A 20,379-nucleotide genomic window follows, 5' to 3' on the forward strand; every position below is an offset into this window, starting at 1 on the left:
TATCCAGGTCAAGCGTTACGCGAGGCGCTGTGCACTTTGCACGAGGCCTCGGACAAAATCGCCACGCACAGATCGGCATAGCTGATCCCCACGGCCTTCGCGGCCATCGGCACCAACGAATGGCTGGTCATGCCAGGCGAGGTATTCATTTCAAGCAGCCACGGCCGGTTGTCGCGGTCGAGGATGAAGTCGGCGCGGCCCCAGCCTTCGCAGCCCAGCGCCACATAGGCCTTGACGGCGATCTCGGCCACTTCTTCAGCCACGCCGTCCGGCAGCGTCGCGGGGCAGAAATACTGGGTGTCGTCCGAGAAATACTTGTGTTCGTAGTCGTAGTTGCCGCCAGGCGCGGCGATCTCGATCACGGGCAGCGCGCGCGCGCCCTTGCCCGAGCCCAGCACCGCCACGGTCAACTCGCGGCCGGTGATGAACTGTTCGGCCAGCACTTCGCTGTCAAAGCGCGCGGCCGCGGCATAGGCTTCCTTCATGTCGGAATAGCCCACAACCTTGGTGATCCCGACGGTGGAACCTTCATGCGGCGGCTTGATGATCAGCGGCAGGCTCAGGCGGTCAGGCACCAGGCGCAGTTCCGTGTCGGCATCCAACACTTCGAATTCGGGCGTGGGCAGGCCGTTTTGCAGCCACACGCGCTTGGTCATGGTCTTGTCCATGGCCAGCGCGGAGGCCATCGGGCCGCTGCCGGTGTACGGAATGCCCAGCAATTCCAACGCGCCCTGAATCGTGCCGTCTTCGCCGTAGCGGCCATGCAGCGCGATGAAGACGCGGTCGTAGCCTTCAGCGGCCAATTCGGCCAGGCTGCGTTCGCCCGTGTCGAACAGGTGCGCGTCCACGCCTGCGCTGGCCAGCGCCTGCTGCACGCCCTTGCCGGACATCAGAGACACTTCCCGTTCAGCGGAGCGTCCGCCGTACAACACACCCACTTTGCCGAATTGCGTGCTCATGCCAGCTCTCCTACTTGGGCGGGGACCTTGCTGATCGAACCCGCTCCCATCACGATGACGACGTCGCCGTTGCGCACGAAGTCGACCACGGCCTGCGGCACCTCCGTCACGTCCTCGACGAACACCGGCTCAACCTTGCCGGCCACGCGCAGTGCGCGCGACAGCGCACGGCCGTCGGCGGCCACCAGCGGCGGCTCGCCCGCGGCGTAGACCTCGGTCAGCAACACGGCGTCGGCGGTGCCCAGCACCCGCACAAAATCTTCGAAGCAATCACGGGTGCGCGTGTAGCGGTGCGGCTGGAAGGCCAGCACGATGCGGCGATCGGGCCAGGCGCCGCGCGCGGCGGCCAGCGTGGCGGCCATCTCCACGGGGTGATGCCCGTAGTCGTCGATCACCGTGAAGGTGCCGCCGCCATGGCTGGCCGGCACCGGGAATTCGCCCGTCTGCGTGAAACGGCGGCCCACGCCCTTGAAGGCGGCCAGCGAATCACGGATGGCGTCATCGGATACACCCAGCTCGGTGGCAACGGCAATCGCGGCCAGCGCGTTGCGCACGTTGTGCAGGCCAGGCAAATTCAGTTCCACCTGCAAGGGCGGCAGCAACGTGTCGAGGTGTGTGCGCTGCACGTTGAAGCGCATGCGCGTGCCAGACGGCTGCACTTCGTAGGCTCGCACCTGCGCCTCTTCGTTCAGGCCATAGGTGGTGATCGGCCGCGACACGAAGGGCATGATCTCGCGCACGTTGGCGTCATCCGAGCACAGCACCGCGCTGCCGTAGAACGGCAGGCGCTGCGTGAATTCGATGAAGGCGCTTTTCAGGCGCGCCACATCGTGCCCGTAGGTATCCATGTGGTCGGCATCGATGTTGGTCACGATGGCCATCACCGGCAACAGGTTCAGGAACGACGCATCCGACTCGTCGGCCTCGACCACGATGTAGTCGCCCTGCCCCAGGCGCGCATTGGCGCCGGCCGAGTTCAAGCGGCCACCGATCACGAAGGTAGGGTCCAGGTCGCCGGCGGCAAGCACGCTGGCCACCAGGCTGGTGGTGGTGGTCTTGCCATGCGTGCCGGCTACCGCGATGCCACGCTTCAGGCGCATCAGTTCCGCCAGCATGATGGCGCGCGGCACCACGGGGATACGCGCGGCACGCGCGGCGATCACTTCGGGGTTATCGCCCGCCACCGCGGTGGACGTAACGATGGCCGCCGCGCCGGTGACGTTGCTGGCCACGTGGCCAATGGCGATCTTCACGCCCAAGCCAGCCAGACGGCGCGTAACCGCCGACTCGTTCAGGTCGGAACCGCTGATCGTATAGCCCAGGTTGAGCAGCACTTCGGCAATGCCGCTCATGCCAGAGCCGCCGATGCCTACGAAATGGATATGTTGAATTCTGTGTTTCATGATGAACGCCCCGCTGCTTGTTCGCAGACATCGGCGATATGGACCGCGGCTTCCGGCTGCGCATGTGCGCGGGCCCGGACGGCGACGGCCTCGAGTTCTTGTCGGGTACGCTGGGCCAGCCAGTCCGCCAGCCACTCGGGCGTCATGGCGGCCTGCGGCTGCAACCAAGCGGCCTGTGCGTCGCTCAAAAAGCGCGCGTTGGCGGTCTGGTGATCATCGATGGCATGCGGCAACGGCACGAACAGCGCGGCGACACCCGCTGCCGCCACTTCAGACACCGTCATGGCGCCCGCACGGCAGATCAGCAGGTCGGCATCGCCCAGGGCGCCCGCCATGTCATCGATAAACGCGCGGCAATCGGCCTGTACGCCCGCTTGGGCGTAGGCCTGCTGCAACGCGGGCAGGTGTTGTTCGCCGGCCTGATGAACAACCATCGGGCGACGATCTTGCGGCAGGCGGGCCAGCGCCTGCGGAACCACCGTGTTCAGTGCCTGCGCGCCCAGGCTGCCACCCACGACAAGCAGGCGCAACGGACCGGAACGGCTGGCGTAGCGAACGGCCGGATCGGGCAGCGCGCACAGGTCGGCACGCACGGGATTGCCCAGCGCTTCGCCCTTGGGCAGCACGCCCGGAAAGCCGCTGAGCACGCGGCGCGACATCTTGGCCAGGCACTTGTTCGCGGTGCCGGCCACGGCATTCTGTTCGTGCACCACCAGCGGCGTGCCACGCAGGGCCGCGATCACGCCCCCCGGGAAGGCCACGTAGCCGCCCATGCCCAGCACCACGTCCGGACGCACATCCGCCAGACGCGACCACGCTTGTGCGAACGCGCGCAGCAGCAGGAACGGCAGCTTCAACAGCGCGGACATTCCCTTGCCGCGCACGCCTTGGAAGCGCAGCGGCACCAGTTCGATACCGCGCGGCGGCACAAGCTTGCCTTCCATCTTGTCCGGATTGCCCAGCCACAGCACGCGCCAGCCGCGCTCGCGCAGCACGTCAGCCACGGCCAGGCCCGGCATGATGTGCCCGCCGGTGCCGCCGGCCATGATGAGGATGGTGCGGGCCGCGGTCATACTCGCCCCCCACGCATCATCACGCGGTTTTCCACATCTACCCGGATCAGCATGGCCAGCGCGCACAGGTTCATCACCACGCCCGATCCGCCATAGCTCATCAGCGGCAGGGTCAGCCCCTTCGTTGGCAACAGGCCCAGGCACACGCCCATGTTGATGAACGACTGCACGCCAAACCACATGGCCACGCCATGCGCCACCAGGCCCGCAAACGTGCGTTCCATGGCGATGGCCTGGCGGCCGATATCAAAGCCGCGATAGATGATGATGGCAAACAGCGTGATCACCAGCATGACGCCGGCAAAACCCAGTTCCTCACCTACCACCGCCATCAGGAAGTCGGTGTGTGCTTCGGGCAGGTAATGCAGTTTCTCGACGCTGGCGCCCAAGCCCACGCCCAGCCATTCGCCACGACCCAGCGCAATCAGTGAATGCGACAACTGATAGGCGCTGCCGTAGGCGTTGTCTTCGTTCCAGGGGTCCAGGTACGCGAACAAGCGCGCACGGCGCCAGGGCGACAGCCAGATCAGCGTGAGGAAGGTGCCGACCAGCACACCCAGCAGGCTGCTGAAGTACTTGCCGTTGATGCCGCCCAGGAACAGGATGCCGATGGCGATGGCGACAATCACCATGAAGGCGCCCAGGTCAGGCTCCAACAGCAGCAGCATGCCCACACCGGCCAGCGCGAATGCCATGGGCAGAAAGCCTCGGGCAAACGCCTGCATGTGTTCCTGCTTGCGCACGGTGTAATCGGCGGCGTACAGCAAGGCCGCCAGCTTCATCAATTCGGAAGGCTGGAAGTTCAGCGGGCCCAGCGGAATCCAGCGATGGGCGCCGTTGACTTCGCGGCCGATGCCGGGAATCAAGACTGCCACCAACAAGACTATCGCCACCATGAACAGCGGCACCGCCATGCGCTGCCAGACGCGGATCGGAATGGCCAGCACCACCGCGCCCGCCAGCAGGCCGGCGCTGACGAACAGGCCATGGCGGATTACGAAGTAATAGCGCCCGTAAGAGGCGTAGCGCGGGCCATCGGCCAGCGCGATCGACGCCGAATACACCATCAGCAAGCCCAGCAGCAACAGCGTCGATGCCGCGATGACCAGCGGCAGATCGAAGTTGCGCATCTTGGTACGGCCTGGCCGTACGGCATTGACGCTGGCGGTGAGATCGGCGATCAGGCTCATGCCACCTCTCCCCGGTCGCGGGCCAGGTCTTCGACCTCTTCCACGAACACTTGGCCACGATGCGGATAGTTGCGGAACATGTCCAGGCTGGCGCAGGCCGGCGACAGCAGCACGGCGTCACCGGGTTGCGCCAGATCGGCCGCACCACGCACGGCGGCATGCAGCGATTCAACGGTGATGCAGTTGACGCCAGTGGGCGCCAGCACACGCGCAATCTCGGGCGCGTCCACGCCGATCAGCATGACGGCGCGCGCATGGCGCGACACCACGGGAATCAGCGGCGAGAAATCCTGGCCCTTGCCCTGTCCACCGGCGATCAGCACCACGGGCTGGCCCAGACCTTCCAGCGCGGCCACCGTGGCGCCCACATTGGTGCCCTTGCTGTCATTGATGTAGTCGACACCGCCAATCTGGCGCACAAACGCCGCGCGGTGTGGCTCGCCGGCGTATTCGCGCAGCGTGCGCAACATGGCACCCCAACCCAGATCCAGGCAACGCGCCAACTGCAGGGCGGCCAAGGCGTTCAGGGCGTTATGGATGCCACGGATGCGCAACGCATCCACGGGCATCAGGCGGCTCATGCGGCCATTGGCGCGCACCGGTTCGGGTGCATCTTTCTTGCGGCGCGTGGGTGGCGCGGGTTCGTCGAAATCGATGGGTTCGCATGCGACCAGCCAAGCCACGCCCTGGCCCAATTCCAGCCCCATGTCGCCGACCAGCTCGGGCATGTCGCGGCCGAAGCTGCGCACATTCAAGGCGTTCACGGTCTTGACCATGGCCACCGTGAGCGGGTCGTCGCGGTTGACGATAGCGATGCGCGCCATCGTCAAGATGCGCGCCTTGGCCGCCGCGTAGGCGTCCATGCCGCCATGCCAGTCCAGATGGTCTTGGGTCACGTTCAGCACGATGGCCGCGTCAGCCATCAACGAGCGCGTCGTTTCCAGTTGGAAGCTGGACAGTTCCAGCACCCACACCTGCGGCAGCGCGTCGTTGTCCAGAGCTTCCATCAGCGCCGTCAATGCAGCCGGGCTGATGTTGCCGGCCGCCACGACCGACAGGCCGCTGGCGTCGATCAGGTCGCGCGTCAACGCGGTAACGGTCGTCTTGCCGTTGGTGCCCGTGACCGTCAGCAGGCGCGGACGGTATTCGCGCGTTTCGGCCAGATCGGCCAGCGCGCGAGCAAACAATTCGATCTCGCCCACCACTTCGATGCCACGGGCCTCGGCCTCGCGCAGCAAATCGGCGGCAGGCGCTTGCTTGGGTGCCAGGCCGGGGCTCAGCACCACTTGCGTCACGCCATCCAGCAGCGCCACGTCGAACGACGCATCGCAGCCCAGGCGGTATTCGACTTCGTTTTGCGCCAGCGCCTCGCGCAGCGCGGCCAGCCCACCCGGTTCGGCGCGTGTGTCGGCCACGCGCAAGCGGGCGCCCAGGCGGGCGCACCAGCGTGCGGCGGCGACACCCGTCTCGCCCAATCCGAGGATCAGGACAAGCGGCGCGTCAGCGCGGGAGGTTTCCATCGTATTCATCGCAACTTCAGGGTTGAGAGGCCAATCAGCACCAGCATCATGCTGATGATCCAGAAACGCACGACCACCTGGGTTTCCTTCCAGCCGCCCACTTCAAAGTGATGATGCAACGGGGCCATGCGGAATATGCGTCTACCTGTTCCATAACGTCGCTTGGTGTACTTGAACCACGTCACCTGGATCATCACCGAGAGCGTCTCCACCACGAACACACCGCCCATGATGAACAGCACGATTTCCTGGCGCACGATGACGGCGATGGTGCCCAGCGCGCCGCCCAGCGCAAGCGCGCCCACGTCGCCCATGAACACCTGGGCCGGATACGCGTTGAACCATAAAAACGCGAGTCCCGCGCCCCCTATCGCCGCGCACAGCACCATGAGTTCGGACGCGCCGGGAATATACGGAAACAACAGGTACTTCGAATAGTCCACGCGACCAACCACGTAGGCGAAGATGCCCAACGCGCTGCCGACCATCACGGTGGGCATGATGGCCAGACCGTCCAGGCCGTCGGTCAGGTTCACGGCATTGCTGGTACCGACAATCACGGCCCACGTCAGCGCCACGAATCCCAGCACGCCCAGCGGATAGCTCACCGACTTGAAGAACGGCACGATCAGGTCGGCGCGCGTCGGCAGCGACATCGTGAAGCCGCTTCCCACCCAGGCCTTGAACAGCGGCCAAAGATCAGTGTTGGCGGGCGCCGATACGGCAAACGCCAAGTACACCGCGGCGATCATGCCGATAGTGGCCTGCCAAAAGAATTTCTGCCGCGCGGGCATGCCTTCGGGGTCGCGATAGACCACTTTGCGGTAATCGTCCATCCAGCCGATCCAGCCGAAGCCGAACGTGACCAGCAGCACCACCCACACAAAGCGGTTGGTCCAGTCGGCCCACAACAAGGTGCTGATGGCGATGGAAATCAGGATCAGCACGCCGCCCATCGTGGGGGTGCCGGTCTTGACCAGATGCGTTTCCGGGCCATAGGCGCGCACGGCCTGGCCGATCTTCATTTCGGTCAACTTGCGAATCACACGCGGACCAGCCACCAGGCCGATCAGCAACGCCGTCGCGCACGCCAGCACGGCGCGCAAGGTGATGTATTCGAACACGCCCAGGGCGCGCACATCATCAGAAAGCAGACGGGCCAGTTCAAGCAGCATGCTGCTCTCCTTGCGCCTTGGCCGTCTGTTCGTCGTTCGTGGAAAAAGCCTTCACTACCCGCTCCATGCGCATAAAGCGCGATCCCTTTATCAATACGCTGGACGGGCGCAAGCCGCGCAAGGCGGCCACCACTTCGTCTACCGATGCGCAGGCGTGCGCGCCAGGACCGTAGGCGGCCGAGGCCGCCCGGCTGGCTTCGCCTAGCGTGATCAGCGCGTCAAGCCCTTGCTCGCGCGCATAGTTGCCCACCTCGGCATGCAAGGCGGGGCCGTTGTCCCCGATCTCGCCCATGTCGCCCAACACCAGGACACGTGTGCCGCCGATACGCGCCAGCACATCGATGGCAACGCGAACCGAATCGGGGTTGGCATTGTAGGTGTCGTCGATGAGCAGCGTTCCGTCGCTCATTTGCTTGTGCTGCATGCGTCCCGCCACCGGGGCGAAGCCAGCCAGCGCACGCACGGCGCTGTCCAGCGGCACGCCCGCCGCGATGGCGCTGGCGATGGCGGCCAGCGCATTGCGCAGGTTATGCAGGCCGGGCACCGGCAGAACCAGATCCGTCACTCCCACCGGCGTCACGACGCGGCAGCGGGTTGAGCCGACGTCGGCCAGAATGTGTTCGGCGTAGACGTCCAGCCCCGGCTGCAAGCCAAAGCGCAGCACGCGGCGCGGTTCGGCCAGCGCATCCCAGATTTCCGAATACGGCTCGTCGCCGGGGTACACGGCAACGCCATCGTCCGGCAGCGCCGCGATGGCCGCGCCGTTCTCGTGCGCCACCGCTTCCACGGTGTGCATGAATTCCTGATGCTCGCGTTGCGCGTTGGTCACCAGCGCAACCGTGGGCGCCGCCATGGCGGCCAACTGGGCGATTTCGCCCGGATGGTTCATGCCCAGCTCGAATACTGCGGCGCGGTGTTCGGCGCGCAAACGCAGCAGGGTCAGCGGCACGCCGATGTCGTTGTTCAGATTGCCGGCGGTGGCCAAGCGGCCCGACTCGCCTTGCCATTCGGCCAGCATGGCCGAGATCATTTCCTTGGTGGTCGTCTTGCCGTTGCTGCCGGTCACCGCCACCACGGGCAAGGTGAACTGCGCGCGCCAGGCCGCGCCGATGCGCATCAGCGCAATGCGGGTATCGCCCAGCACCAGTTGCGGCAGCTTGGCATCAGGCACGGCATGCGCCACAACCGCCGCGCACGCGCCACGGCCTTCGGCTTGGTCCAGATAGTTGTGCGCGTCGAAGTTCTCACCGACCAGCGCCACGAACAATTCGCCCGAACCAATGCGCCGCGTGTCCGTCGACACGCCTTTGACCTGCGGCAGCAGCAGCGCCAGGCGCGCCCACTCGCGGTCATCGAAGGGCAGCTTTTCACCCGCGATGTCTTGATAGGTTTCGTGCCCCTTGCCCGCCAGCAGCACCACGTCTTCGGGCGACGCCGACCAGATGGTCTGCATGATGGCGCGCGCGCGGTCGACTTGAACGTCGGCATGCGCGGCTTCGGGAATGCCGGCCAGAATCTGTTCGACAATCGCCTCGGGCGATTCGGTACGTGGGTTGTCGCTGGACACCACGACGTGGTCAGCCAGTTCCGCGGCAATGCGGCCCATCTCGGGGCGCTTGCCGGGGTCGCGTTCACCGCCGCAACCGAACAGGCAGATCAAGCGGCCCGACCGCGCAACCGCCACGGCGCGCAACGCGGTCAACGCGCGCGACAGCGCATCCGGCGTGTGCGCGTAATCCACCACCACCAATGTTCCCCGGCCAGCGGAAGCCTGGGTAGTGACGGGCACGGTTTCCACCGTTTGCAGACGGCCGTCAACCGGATCCGTCGCGGCCAGCTCACGCGCGATCTGCGCGAACGGCAGACCCAGCTTGTACAGGACGCCCGCCACCAGCAACAGGTTCGACACGTTATGCGCCCCCAGCAGGCGCGTCACGATCTGGGCCTCGCCATGCGGGGAAACCAGCGTAAAAATCTGGCCCTGTGCGGTAGCCTGGAGGTCTCGCGCACGCATCGCGGCGGGAATCTCAGGCGAATCGCTCAGGCTGTAGCCCATGGCGGCCATGCCCGCGGGCAAGTCTGCGATCAGGCGGCGGCCGGCTTCGTCGTCGGCATTGACGACGGCGGCAGTCAGGCCCGGCCACTTGAACAGGCGCGCCTTGGCGGCCTCGTATCGTTCCATCGTGCCGTGATAGTCAAGATGGTCGCGGGTCAGGTTCGTGAAGGCGGCCAAGGCCACGCGCACGCCGTCCAACCGACCTTGTTCGATGCCGATCGACGAGGCTTCCATGGCAACAGCTTGCGCTCCGGCGTCGCGCATCGCGGCCAGTGTGCGGTGCACGGTCAGCACATCGGGCGTGGTCAGGTCACCGCCCAAGGTGCTGCCGTCGGGCAGCACGGCGCCCAAGGTGCCGATGGTGCCGCAAGGCTTGTCGTTACGGCTCAGCGCATGCGCGATCCATTGCACCGACGAGGTCTTGCCGTTGGTTCCCGTTACCGCCACCACCGCCAGCGCGGCGGAAGGACGGCCGTACCAGGTGTCGGCCAGCTCGCCCAGCAGCGCGCGCAAACCGTTTACCGGCAGCATCGGCGTGCCGGCCGCGGCGGCCAGCATGGCGTCGCTGGCAGGTGCTTCGAACAGCACGGCGCTGGCACCCAGCGCCAATGCCTTATCTATATAGAGACGCCCGTCGCTGGACAGGCCGGGGCAGGCAACAAAGACGTCGCCCGGCTCGATATCACGCGAGTCCAGCTTGAGATGCGCCGTCAACGAGACGTGCGCATGCAACCACGCCACGGTTTCGGCAACCGTGGCGACTGGGGGAAAGAGGAAGCCGTTGGCGCTCATCTGCCTGGCTCCTTGAGACCAGCAACAATCGTGGATTCGAAGGGCGCGTCCGGCCGCACCCCCATCAATCTGAGGCTTCCCCCGACCAGGTGGGAGAACACGGGCGCGGCAATGGCGCCGCCGTAATAGCCACCAACGGTCGGTTCGTCGATGGACACGGCCACGACGATCTTCGGATCCGACACCGGTGCAAAGCCCACGTATGAGCTCCGGTAGCGTTGCATGCTGTACTTGCCGTCAACAATCTTGCGCGCGGTTCCGCTCTTGCCCGCCACGCGGTAGCCCTGCACCTGGGCGGCCTTCGTGCCTTCAGGGCCGGCTGCGGCTTCCAGCATGGCGCGTACCATCGCGGTGGTTTTCGGCGTGTAGATCTTGACGCTGGTGGGGTCGCTGTCGCGCTTGACCAGCGTCAGTGACACCATGTCGCCGTCACGGGCGAAAACGGTATAGGCGCGCGCCACTTGCAACAGCGACACAGACAGGCCATAACCATAGGCCATCGTGGCCTTTTCAATCAGGCGCCAACGGTCCCAGGGACGCAGACGGCCCGGCGCGGCGCCGGGGAATCCCACCTGAGGCGCCTGACCCAGGCCCAATTCAGTGAAGCGGTCCCACATCTCGCGGGATTCCAGCTTCTCGGAAATCATCGTCATGCCAATGTTGCTGGACTTGCGCAACACGCCCGCCACGTCCAGCGTGCCGTTGCGGCTGACGTCGCTGATCGTGCTGCCTTGGTAGCTGAAGCGGCCATTGCCGGTTTCGAACAGCGTGGACGTGGTGATGCGGCCCAGGTCCAAGGCCAACGCCGCCGTGAACGGCTTCATGATCGAGCCGGGCTCGAAGGTGTCGGTGATGGCTTGGTTGCGCAGCTTTGCGCCGTGGAAAGTCTCGCGATTGTTCGGATCGAAGGTAGGCACGCTTGCCAGCGCCAGGATCTCGCCGGTATGCACGTCCACGATCACAGCCGTGGCGCCCTTGGCCTGGTGCTTGTCCATGGCGTCCTTCAATTCCTTGAACACCAGGTACTGCAGTCGGGTATCAATGGACAGGCGCAGATCCCGGCCGTCTACCGGCAAGGTCACGGCCTGCACGTCTTCAATCACGCGCCCCAAGCGGTCCTTGATGACGCGGCGGCTGCCCGGACGGCCTTGCAACTGCTGGTTGAACGTGAGCTCGACGCCTTCCTGGCCCTGATCTTCAACGTTGTTGAAGCCGACCACATGGGCCATCACGTCGCCATCGGGGTAGTAGCGACGGGTTTCAGGCTGCTGGTGCACGCCGGGCATGTTCAGATGCTTGATCTTGTCCGCCACGTCCATCGAGACCTGGCGCTTCAAGTAGACGAAGTTCTTGTCTTCGTCCACCAAGCGACGGCGCAGGTCGGCCACGGGCGTGTCCAGCAGCTTCGCCAGCGCATCCATCTGCGCGGGCGTGCCTTGCTTCGCATCTTCGGGAATGGCCCAGATGGCCCGCGCCGGTACGCTGGACGCCAGCACGGCGCCGTTGCGGTCCAGGATCTTGCCGCGCGTGGCGGCAAGGGTCAATGTGCGTTCATAGCGGCGTTCGCCCTGCTGTTGCAGGAACTCCGTCGACAACCCCTGCAGGAACAGGGCGCGCCCCGCCAGCACCGCGAACCCGCCGAACAGCAGAATCAGCACCAGCCGAGCGCGCCATGTGGGCAACTGCCCGCGCAATACGGGGTTATCGAAGAAGGGAACGCGCTTCATTGCCCGCCTCCGGCAGCGGCGGGCGCTTGATTCACATACAGCGTGCGGTCCGGAACGATGGAAATCATCTTCAGGCCATCACGGGCGATGGCATCCACCCGCGCATTGCGGGCGAGTTCGGCGCGCTCCAATTGAAGCCGGCGCCAATTCGTTTCCAGATCGCGTGCCTGTGCCTGATCACGTCCCAGCTCAACAAAGAGCAGGCGCGACTGATACCGGCTGGTGACCAGGGAAATGGCCGACAGCATCAGTAAAGCCGCAACGATCAGGTTGACACGCCCCATCAGCGACGCCCCCCTTTGCCGCCGCGGCGAGGCGGCGGAGCCAGATCGCTGCCGGGCAGCGAACCGATCTTCACAAATGCGAAGCCGCCCTCGGGAGGCAGCGGCGTCTGCGTACGTTCAGCAACGCGCAAGACTGCGGACCGGGCGCGCGCATTGGCCGAGACTTCATCGTCTTCGGCCAGAACACGGCCCAGCGACCGTAGGACGGGTTGGGGCATTTCACTTTCGCGCAGGGGCAGGCGTGCATGCGCGGCGGCCGGCCGAGCCGCCGCCACGATGCACTGCTTGACCATGCGGTCTTCAAGCGAATGAAAGCTGATCACCGCCAACCTCCCCCCCGGAGCAAGCAGGTCTAGAGCTGCCGCGAGGGTGCGCGCGAGCTCTTCGAGTTCCCGATTGATGTAAATCCGTAAAGCTTGAAAGGTGCGTGTGGCCGGATGCTGCCCCTTTTCGCGCGTGCGGACGGCGCTGGCGACGCACTCGGCAAGCTCGAGCGTGGTGCACAGCGGCCGTGTTGCGCGGCGAGCAGCAATCGCCTTTGCAACCTGAAAAGCAAACCGTTCTTCGCCATAATCCGCTATGACCTCCCGCATCTCATCCACACTGGCTTGCGCCAGCCATTCCGCCACCGTGGGACCACGAGTGGTGTCCATCCGCATATCGAGCGGGCCGTCTCGCATGAACGAAAAGCCGCGCTCTGCGTCATCGATCTGAGGCGACGAAACGCCCAGATCCAGCATCACGCCATCGACCTTGTCGATGCCAAGCTGCTGCAATTCTTCCGCCATGGTGGCAAAGCCACCATGTACTACCGTGACCCGCGGGTCCGCTGCCGCCAACGCATTGGCTACCGCGATCGCCTGGGGGTCCTTGTCGAACACGACCAGCCGCGCGGACTTGCCCAAGCGTCCAAGCAGTTCGCGACTATGCCCGCCGCGGCCGAATGTGCCGTCGACAAACACGCCGCGTTCCGCCCGCGTAGCCGTATCCGGCTCGATCTGGGAGGGCGACCGTGCCGCGCCTTTACCGCCAAAATCAGGCAGCAATAGTGCGTCCACCGTCGGCTCCAGCAGAACGGGCCGATGTTCGAATTCCATAAAATTTTTCAGAACGAAAACTGGTTCAACACATCCGGCATACCCTTGGCCAAATCTTCCGCCTCGCGGCTGGCCAGAGTAGCGGCGTCCCACAGCTCGAAGTGCGCGCCCAGACCGAGCAGCATCACATCGCGCGTCATACCGGAAGCGTTGCGCAGTTCAGGAGCGATCAGGACCCGGCCGGAGCCATCCAGTTCCACGTCCTGAGCGTTGCCCAGCAACAGCCGCTGCAACGCACGAGCCGTCATGGGAAAGGCGGCAATCTGCTCGCGCTTCTTTTCCCACTCCGGCCGCGGGTACACCAGCAAGCAGCCGTCAGGGTGGCGGGTCAGGGTCAGCCGGCCATCGGCCTGCGACATCAGCGCGTCACGATGCCGGGTCGGAATCGAGATCCGCCCCTTCGCATCCAGCGTGAGCGCGCTGCTTCCCTGAAACACCACTTTTACCCCACTTAATTGCACAATTTCCTACTATTTCCCACTCTACGGTATGGCAATGGGGCGGTCAAGCGCGTGGTTGCAATTTTTTCAATCACAACAAGGACTTAGACCAATATGTAAAACCGCAAAAAGAAAAACCTCCTGATATATCAGGAGGTTGCGACACACTCTAAAAGTCCTTAGTAAGAAGTAGCGGCTAACGATGCCTTTGCATTGTTTTACGCCGCGCCCTCCGCCCCGGCTGGCAAGGCTTCCCACCGATCGCATGCCGCGGTCGCCAAAAAAAATGGCGGGCGCATGCCATGCGGCCCGGGTTCGATGCCCCGGATCGCACGTGGAGGAGAAATTCGATGCAAGACGGGTCTATAGGCCGGATTCTGTACACCAGGTTTCCCTGGCGGACGATCATTCCTCTGCGCGGATCATTGCTGAGCCGCTCTAGCCACCTACCCGCATGCTTGGACGGAGCCGCCCTTCGCAGCCCGAGGGCCGCACGCATGCCTATTTGATGTTGCTCCGGGTAGAGGTTGCCGCGTTTCACCCTGCGACGCCGCGGTTCGTTGCCGAACCGCGCAATACGGAGATAGCCGTATCGGTGCGCGCAATGCGCGCCCGCTTCGCAGTCTCGTCTCTGTGGCCCTATTCCTCAACCGCGCCCGAAGACGCGGCCGGACGGCCGTTAGCCGTTACCCTGCCCTATGGAGTCCGGACCTTCCTCGATGGATTCGCATCCACCGCGATCGCCCGACCCGCCTTGCGGTTCGTATTCTAGTACAGGTCGCGGCACTGTCCCCAAGAACCCCTCGTAGCCCGCCCAACGAGCCGCCGACGTTCCTGCGACAATACGCCCTGATCCACTTGTACGCCGCAGAAAAGACAGACTACATGGCCCTCGCTACCCTCATCACTCTTACCGACATCCAGCTCGCCTATGGGCACCACCCGCTGCTGGATCACGCCGACTTCGCCATCCAGGCCGGCGAGCGCATTGGCCTCATCGGCCGCAACGGCGCCGGCAAGTCGTCGCTGCTGAGGCTGCTGGACGGCCGCACCGTCCCCGACGATGGCGACATCGCCCGCAGCTCGGGGCTGCGCGTGGCCACGGTCGAACAAGAACCGGAACTGGATGAAAACGCCACGGTTTACGACGTCGTCTGCAACGTGGAAGACGACCACGAAGATTGGCAACGCCCGTCGCGTGTGCGCGCGATGCTGGAAAAGCTGGGCCTGCCGGCGGACGTGCAAATAGCAGGGTTGTCGGGCGGCACGCGCAAGCGCGTGGCCCTGGCGCGCGCGCTGGTCGAGGAGCCCGATCTGCTGCTGCTGGACGAGCCCACCAACCATCTCGACTTCGAAGGCATTGCGTGGCTGGAAGAGATGCTGCGCAGTTGGCGTGGCGCGGCAGTGATCATCACCCACGACCGCCGATTCCTGGACGCAGTCACCACCCGCATCGTCGAACTCGACCGCGGCCGCCTGCTGAGCTTCCCGGGCAACTTTTCGCAATGGCAAGAACGCAAAGCCCAATGGCTGGAATCGGAACGCCTGGAGCAGGCCCGCTTTGACAAGCTGCTGGCGCAAGAAGAGGTGTGGATTCGTAAGGGCGTCGAAGCCCGCCGCACCCGAAATGAAGGCCGCGTGCGCCGTTTGGAAAGCCTGCGGGTCCAGCGGGCCGAACGCCGTGAGCGCATCGGCGACGTCTCTTTGGCGCTGGCCGAAGGTCAACGCTCGGGCAAGCTGGTAGCCGAGCTTGAACACGTGGGCAAGACGTTTGGCGACAAGATCGTGGTGGACGACTACACCACGACCATCCTGCGCGGCGACCGCATCGGCATCATCGGCCCCAACGGCGCAGGCAAGACCACGCTGCTCAAGCTCATCCTGGGCGAGATGCAACCCGATACCGGCACCACCCGCCTCGGCACCAACGTGGCGGTCGCGTATTTTGATCAGATGCGCGCGCAGTTGGATGAAGCGGCCTCGCTGGTGGACATCATCAGCCCGGGCAGCGAATGGGTTGAAATCGGCGGCACACGCAAGCACGTGATGACCTACCTGGGCGACTTCCTGTTCTCCCCCGCCCGCGCCGGCTCGCCCGTGCGCAGCTTGTCTGGCGGCGAACGCGCGCGCCTGCTGCTGGCCCGCCTGTTCGCCCGTCCGGCAAACGTGCTGGTGCTGGACGAACCCACCAACGACCTCGACATCGAAACGCTGGAGCTTCTGGAAGAACTGCTGCAGGAATACGCCGGCACGGTGCTGCTTGTCAGCCACGACCGCGCGTTCCTGAACAACGTCGTCACGCAGACGATCGCGTATGAAGGCAACGGCCGCTGGCGCGATTATGTCGGCGGATATGATGAATGGGTCGCCCAGCGTCCCGCTCCCGCCACCACGTCGCCCGACGAGGATGCAGCATCCAAGCCTGTGGACGAAGGCGCGGCACGCGCCAAAGTTGCCCGCGCCAAGCCGGCCAAGGCCAGCAAGATCAATGCGTGGGACTTGCGAGAACTCGAAGGTCTTCCCGATGCCATCGCCGCACTCGAAGCGAAGCAGGTCGAGCTGGCCGGCAAGTTGGCGGACGGTAGCCTCTACCGCGAAGCGCCAGCAGAAGTGGATCGCATCAACGGCGAACTCGCCAAACTGGAAAGCGAACTAGAAGAGAAGTTCGCCCGCTGGGAACTGCTGGAAGCGCGCCGCGACGGCACGCTCTAATCCGCGCCACTATATATATAGGCACACCGACAAAGACGGCACGGTAAAAGAAACGGGGTGGACGGCATGATGCCGTCCACCCCGTTCACATTAGTGGCCCCGCCGTCAGACCCCGCGTCTAGCGACTCAAGCGTGCGCCCGCCACGCCAATGCTTCACCCGCGGCGAGCGGCACCAGTGTCGTATTGCCGAAAGCCAGCTCTTCAGGCACCTGATAGGCCTCACGCGCAAGCGTCAGCGTACCGGTGTTGCGCGGCAGGCCATAGAAGTCGGGGCCATGAAAGCTTGCAAAGCCTTCCAGCTTGTCCAGTTTGCCCACGGCGTCAAAAGCGGTCGCGTAGAGCTCCATCGCGTGCAGCGCCGTGTAGCAACCCGCGCAACCGCAGGCATGCTCTTTCAGACCACGCGCATGGGGCGCGCTGTCGGTGCCCAGGAAAAAACGCGGACTGCCGCTAGTCGCCGCCTCGACCAAGGCCAGGCGATGCGTCTCGCGCTTCAGGATCGGCAGGCAGTACCAATGTGGACGCACACCGCCCTGGAAAATCGCGTTGCGGTTGTACAGCATGTGCTGCGGCGTGATGGTGGCGGCGGTCGGCCCTTCTGCGTCGCGCACATATTCCGCGCCTTCTTTCGTCGTGATGTGTTCGAACACCACCTTCAAGGCAGGAAACGCGCGACGCAAAGGCTTCATGACGCGCTCTACGAAAATGGCCTCGCGGTCGAACACATCAATCGCCGGATCGGTGACTTCGCCGTGCACCAGCAGCGGCATCCCACACTTTTCCAAGGCTTCCAGCGCCTTGGTGCACTTGCCCAGCAAGTCCGTGACGCCAGCATCCGAGTTAGTCGTGGCGCCTGCCGGGTAGAGCTTTACCGCGTAGACCTGGCCGGACGCATGCGCGGTACGGATCTCTTCGGCGGACGTGTTGTCGGTCAGATAAAGCGTCATCAGCGGCGTGAAGGCATCCGGATTTCCGCCGGCCTTGCGCAACGCTTGAAGGATGCGATCCCGGTAGGCCAGTGCCTGCTCGGTGGTTGTCACCGGCGGCTTCAAATTCGGCATGATGATGGCACGTGCGAACTGCCGTGCGGTATCCGCCACCACTGCCTCCAGCGCCGCGCCATCGCGCAAGTGCAGGTGCCAATCGTCCGGGCGGGTGATCGTGAGCTGAGTCGTGCTTTGAGTAGACATGGAAAGGGCTTCTTATTCTGCCAACGGCATGCCCCGTTCTGCCAGCGCGCAAAACATCGCGCTGCCCAGGGGAATGACCGCATCGTTGAAATCAAAATGGGAGTTGTGCAGGACGCAGCCCGACTCGGCGCCGCCTTGGCCCAGGCGGAAATACGCGCCCGGCTTGCTCTGCAACATGAACGAGAAATCTTCGGAGCCCATCGAGGGCACCAGGTCGCGCACCACGTTTTCCTTGCCGATCATTTCGGTGGCGATATCGGCGACAAGGTTAGCGTGTTGCGGCGTGTTGAGGGTGGCCGGATAGATGCGTTCATAGATCAGTTCGGCAGTACCGCCAAACGCGCCCGCGATGGCGGTGACCAGCTCGCGCATGCGCGTCTCAACCATCTCCTGAACTGATTTGCGGAATGTACGCACGGTGCCCACCAGCTTGGCCTCCCGCGGGATCACGCTCATCGCACCGGGGTGTCCAGCCTGCATTGAGCCGATCGACACCACTGCCGAATCCAGCGGGTTCACGTTACGCGACACAATGGTCTGCAATGCGGTGATGATCTGACCCGCGATAGTCACCGGGTCGATCGTCTGATATGGATGCGCGCCGTGGCCGCCGCGTCCGGTAATCTGGATTTCAAAGCGATCGGCCGCTGCCATCATCGGCCCCGGATTGATGCCGATGGTACCCGGCCGCAGCCCGGGCCAATTGTGCAGGGCATAGATCGCATCACATGGAAACGTGTCGAAAAGACCATCCTCCAGCATGGCGCGCGCTCCGCCGCGCCCTTCTTCCGCAGGCTGAAAAATCAGGACGGCGGTACCGTCGAAATTGCGCGTCTGCGCCAGGTACTTGGCTGCCCCAATCAACACCGCGGTATGACCATCGTGCCCGCATCCGTGCATCAAGCCAGGCTTGGTCGACTTATGACCAAAGTCATTGTCTTCGGTCATGGGCAAGGCATCCATGTCGGCGCGCAGGCCGATCATGCGCCCGCTGTCGCAGCGCCGGCCGCGGATCACACCCACAACACCGGTCTTGCCGATGCCGCGATGCACTTCGACCCCCAACGCCTCCAGCGCGCCCGCCACGATGCCGGACGTACGGACCTCTTCAAAACCGAGCTCGGGGTGAGCATGTAAATCGCGCCGCAGCGCCGTCAATTCGTCATGAAAAAGCCGAATTGATTCCAAAGCAGATCGTGCGTACATAGGACGTTACAGAATGGCGTGATAGAGGGGACGATCTGCGCATTTTAGTTGCTACAGAGGATAAATGCCTTTGTCTTTACCAGAGAGACACGTTATGCTCCGGCCGCAGGACAATTTTTCCAACAGCCAGAGAAGGAGCGCCGCATTATGGCCACAACCTCCAAACCCGCGACCGCGCGCAAGCCGAACGCTGCATTCATGAAGCCCCTGACCCCCAGCGCCGAATTGGCCGCTGTCATCGGCTCGGAAGCCGTGCCGCGTACCGAGGTCACCAAGAAGATCTGGGAATACATCAAGAAGCACAACCTGCAAGATGCCAGCAACAAGCGCAACATCAACGCCGATGCCAAGCTGCGTCCGATCTTTGGCAAAGATCAGGTCACGATGTTCGAACTGACCAAGTTGGTCAACGCACATCTGAAGTAAGCAGGCAAAGGGCGTACACCGTACGTCCCTGCCTCTTGGATTGTCGCGACGCCCTGGCTTTTCGCCGGGCTAGCTCACTACCTTCACGCATCCGCCACTCTCGGCGCGCAACATACCAGTCCACACCTTGTGGACGCGGCAAAGCACCGTCTTGCTGTCGCCCGGATCTTTCGGATCTCCCGCTGGCGCCACGCACCTGCAATTCCCCCAAAAAACTATTGGCTCTTGCCACAGCTCGGCAGGCACTTGCACACTCATCTCTGCTGCAAAGGCTTCCTCACGCCGTTGAAGCCACCACCACGCGATACCTAAGGTGCACGCAGAAGACCCCACGCCTCGCAACGGCACATCGGCCCAAGGCTGTCCTGGCGCGCGTGACCTGCCCGCATCCGCGCGCACGTGAAAAAGCCGGCATCTCTGCCGGCTTCCTATGTGCCTAAAGGGCCTTCTTTACTGGTCAAGCGTAGGTGGTCGGTGCGCCACCATCCAACAATGCCAGCCAACCCTTAATCAGACGGTACAGCACCCAAACAATGGTCGCGATCAGGCTGATCCAGCCAATGAAGATATAGATGGCAATTGCGCTGATGGCCAGCCACAACATCGCCCACCAAAACGTGCGCAGCATCCAATCGAAGTGGGCGGCGTAAACGGTCCCGGCAGCGTCCGAACGTTTCACGTACATCAGCACCACAGCGGCCAACGTCGCAATGCCCAGAATTCCGCTCGTCAGAAAGCCCAAGGCGAATAAACCGTAAGCCACATGCGTCAGTGTGCGCAGGTCTAACGTTGTACCGGGCAAAGGGGTCTGGGGATCACTCACGATAACGCTCCAACGAATTGACTCGATCAATCTTACCGCACAAAACACGCCCATCTACGGGCGTTGTTATTTCGGCACAATCAGCATTGGCGCGGGTTGCAGCCTGATTGACGAGGCGTTGTCTATGGGCTTTACCGGCACGTACGAGTCTGTTTCGCCAAAGACAAAGCCCCGCCGGGAACCGGCGGGGCTTTGCGAAATAAGAGCTTAACGATGACCTACTTTCACAGACGTCCGTCCACTATCATCGGCGCGAAGGCGTTTCACTGTCCTGTTCGGGATGGGAAGGAGTGGTACCACCTTGC

The 20,379-nt window shown here is 63.9% G+C and carries 16 protein-coding genes, 1 rRNA gene and 1 other RNA gene; 2 read left to right on the top strand and 16 right to left on the bottom strand.

The window, feature by feature from the left end:
- Nucleotides 1-8: 8 nt before the first annotated feature.
- The 12 genes from M2361_RS25865 to rnpB all read right to left on the bottom strand — a co-directional run bounded on the left by M2361_RS25865 (nt 9) and on the right by rnpB (nt 14,472).
- Nucleotides 9-959 carry a D-alanine--D-alanine ligase gene (locus tag M2361_RS25865; RefSeq protein WP_259252618.1) on the bottom strand — a complete coding sequence of 317 codons (951 nt, stop codon included), beginning with the start codon at nt 957-959 and terminating at the stop codon, nt 9-11.
- Nucleotides 956-2,362 (bottom strand): UDP-N-acetylmuramate--L-alanine ligase, encoded by a 1,407-nt coding sequence (murC, locus tag M2361_RS25870; RefSeq protein WP_259252619.1) that lies wholly within the window; start codon nt 2,360-2,362, stop codon nt 956-958. Before murC ends, M2361_RS25865 begins: the two co-directional genes overlap by 4 nt.
- The gene (murG, locus tag M2361_RS25875) at nt 2,359-3,435 is read right to left on the bottom strand and encodes an undecaprenyldiphospho-muramoylpentapeptide beta-N-acetylglucosaminyltransferase (protein ID WP_259252620.1); all 1,077 of its coding nucleotides are present in this window, start codon (nt 3,433-3,435) and stop codon (nt 2,359-2,361) included. Before murG ends, murC begins: the two co-directional genes overlap by 4 nt.
- Nucleotides 3,432-4,625, bottom strand: a complete 1,194-nt coding sequence (ftsW, locus tag M2361_RS25880; protein WP_100853113.1) for a putative lipid II flippase FtsW — start codon at nt 4,623-4,625, stop codon at nt 3,432-3,434. The genes murG and ftsW overlap by 4 nt, the downstream gene beginning before the upstream one ends.
- Complete coding sequence (murD, locus tag M2361_RS25885; protein WP_259252621.1) at nt 4,622-6,154, bottom strand: UDP-N-acetylmuramoyl-L-alanine--D-glutamate ligase; 1,533 nt, start codon at nt 6,152-6,154, stop codon at nt 4,622-4,624. Before murD ends, ftsW begins: the two co-directional genes overlap by 4 nt.
- Complete coding sequence (gene mraY, locus M2361_RS25890) at nt 6,151-7,320, bottom strand: phospho-N-acetylmuramoyl-pentapeptide-transferase (protein WP_006217463.1); 1,170 nt, start codon at nt 7,318-7,320, stop codon at nt 6,151-6,153. The genes murD and mraY overlap by 4 nt, the downstream gene beginning before the upstream one ends.
- The gene (gene murF / locus M2361_RS25895) at nt 7,310-10,168 is read right to left on the bottom strand and encodes a bifunctional UDP-N-acetylmuramoyl-L-alanyl-D-glutamate--2,6-diaminopimelate ligase MurE/UDP-N-acetylmuramoyl-tripeptide--D-alanyl-D-alanine ligase MurF (protein WP_259252622.1); all 2,859 of its coding nucleotides are present in this window, start codon (nt 10,166-10,168) and stop codon (nt 7,310-7,312) included. Before murF ends, mraY begins: the two co-directional genes overlap by 11 nt.
- A complete protein-coding gene (locus M2361_RS25900) occupies nt 10,165-11,895 on the bottom strand; it encodes a penicillin-binding protein 2 (protein WP_100853117.1) in 1,731 nt (576 codons plus the stop codon). The genes murF and M2361_RS25900 overlap by 4 nt, the downstream gene beginning before the upstream one ends.
- On the bottom strand, nt 11,892-12,179 hold the full coding sequence (gene ftsL / locus M2361_RS25905) for a cell division protein FtsL (RefSeq protein WP_259252623.1): 288 nt from the start codon (nt 12,177-12,179) through the stop codon (nt 11,892-11,894). Before ftsL ends, M2361_RS25900 begins: the two co-directional genes overlap by 4 nt.
- Nucleotides 12,179-13,276 carry a 16S rRNA (cytosine(1402)-N(4))-methyltransferase RsmH gene (gene rsmH, locus M2361_RS25910; RefSeq protein ID WP_259252624.1) on the bottom strand — a complete coding sequence of 366 codons (1,098 nt, stop codon included), beginning with the start codon at nt 13,274-13,276 and terminating at the stop codon, nt 12,179-12,181. Before rsmH ends, ftsL begins: the two co-directional genes overlap by 1 nt.
- An 8-nt stretch (nt 13,277-13,284) precedes the next feature.
- On the bottom strand, nt 13,285-13,713 hold the full coding sequence (gene mraZ, locus M2361_RS25915) for a division/cell wall cluster transcriptional repressor MraZ (RefSeq protein WP_006226256.1): 429 nt from the start codon (nt 13,711-13,713) through the stop codon (nt 13,285-13,287).
- A gap of 353 nt (nt 13,714-14,066) precedes the next feature.
- Nucleotides 14,067-14,472, bottom strand: an RNA gene (rnpB, locus tag M2361_RS25920) — RNase P RNA component class A.
- A gap of 129 nt (nt 14,473-14,601) precedes the next feature.
- On the opposite strand from rnpB, the gene M2361_RS25925 reads away from it, so the two are divergent.
- Nucleotides 14,602-16,428, top strand: coding sequence for an ATP-binding cassette domain-containing protein (locus M2361_RS25925; protein ID WP_259252625.1), 1,827 nt, complete (start codon nt 14,602-14,604; stop codon nt 16,426-16,428).
- A 126-nt stretch (nt 16,429-16,554) separates the two neighbouring features.
- Here the strand turns inward: M2361_RS25925 and pyrC are convergent, their stop codons facing one another.
- Both pyrC and M2361_RS25935 read right to left on the bottom strand, forming a co-directional pair.
- Nucleotides 16,555-17,619, bottom strand: coding sequence for a dihydroorotase (pyrC, locus tag M2361_RS25930; protein ID WP_259252626.1), 1,065 nt, complete (start codon nt 17,617-17,619; stop codon nt 16,555-16,557).
- Between the two features lie 12 nt (nt 17,620-17,631).
- Nucleotides 17,632-18,825 (bottom strand): M20 aminoacylase family protein, encoded by a 1,194-nt coding sequence (locus M2361_RS25935; RefSeq protein ID WP_259252627.1) that lies wholly within the window; start codon nt 18,823-18,825, stop codon nt 17,632-17,634.
- Nucleotides 18,826-18,972: 147 nt separating this feature from the next.
- Between M2361_RS25935 and M2361_RS25940 the strand changes: the two genes are divergently transcribed.
- Nucleotides 18,973-19,251, top strand: coding sequence for an SWIB/MDM2 domain-containing protein (locus M2361_RS25940; RefSeq protein WP_006217453.1), 279 nt, complete (start codon nt 18,973-18,975; stop codon nt 19,249-19,251).
- 457 nt (nt 19,252-19,708) lie between these two features.
- Here the strand turns inward: M2361_RS25940 and M2361_RS25945 are convergent, their stop codons facing one another.
- Both M2361_RS25945 and rrf read right to left on the bottom strand, forming a co-directional pair.
- Nucleotides 19,709-20,128, bottom strand: coding sequence for a hypothetical protein (locus tag M2361_RS25945; protein ID WP_259252629.1), 420 nt, complete (start codon nt 20,126-20,128; stop codon nt 19,709-19,711).
- Nucleotides 20,129-20,279: 151 nt separating this feature from the next.
- Nucleotides 20,280-20,379: ribosomal RNA gene (gene rrf / locus M2361_RS25950) — 5S ribosomal RNA — on the bottom strand; the annotation flags it as partial.

Origin of the sequence: Achromobacter sp. JUb104 (genome assembly GCF_024806975.1) — a bacterium.
Lineage (GTDB): Bacteria > Pseudomonadota > Gammaproteobacteria > Burkholderiales > Burkholderiaceae_B > Achromobacter > Achromobacter spanius.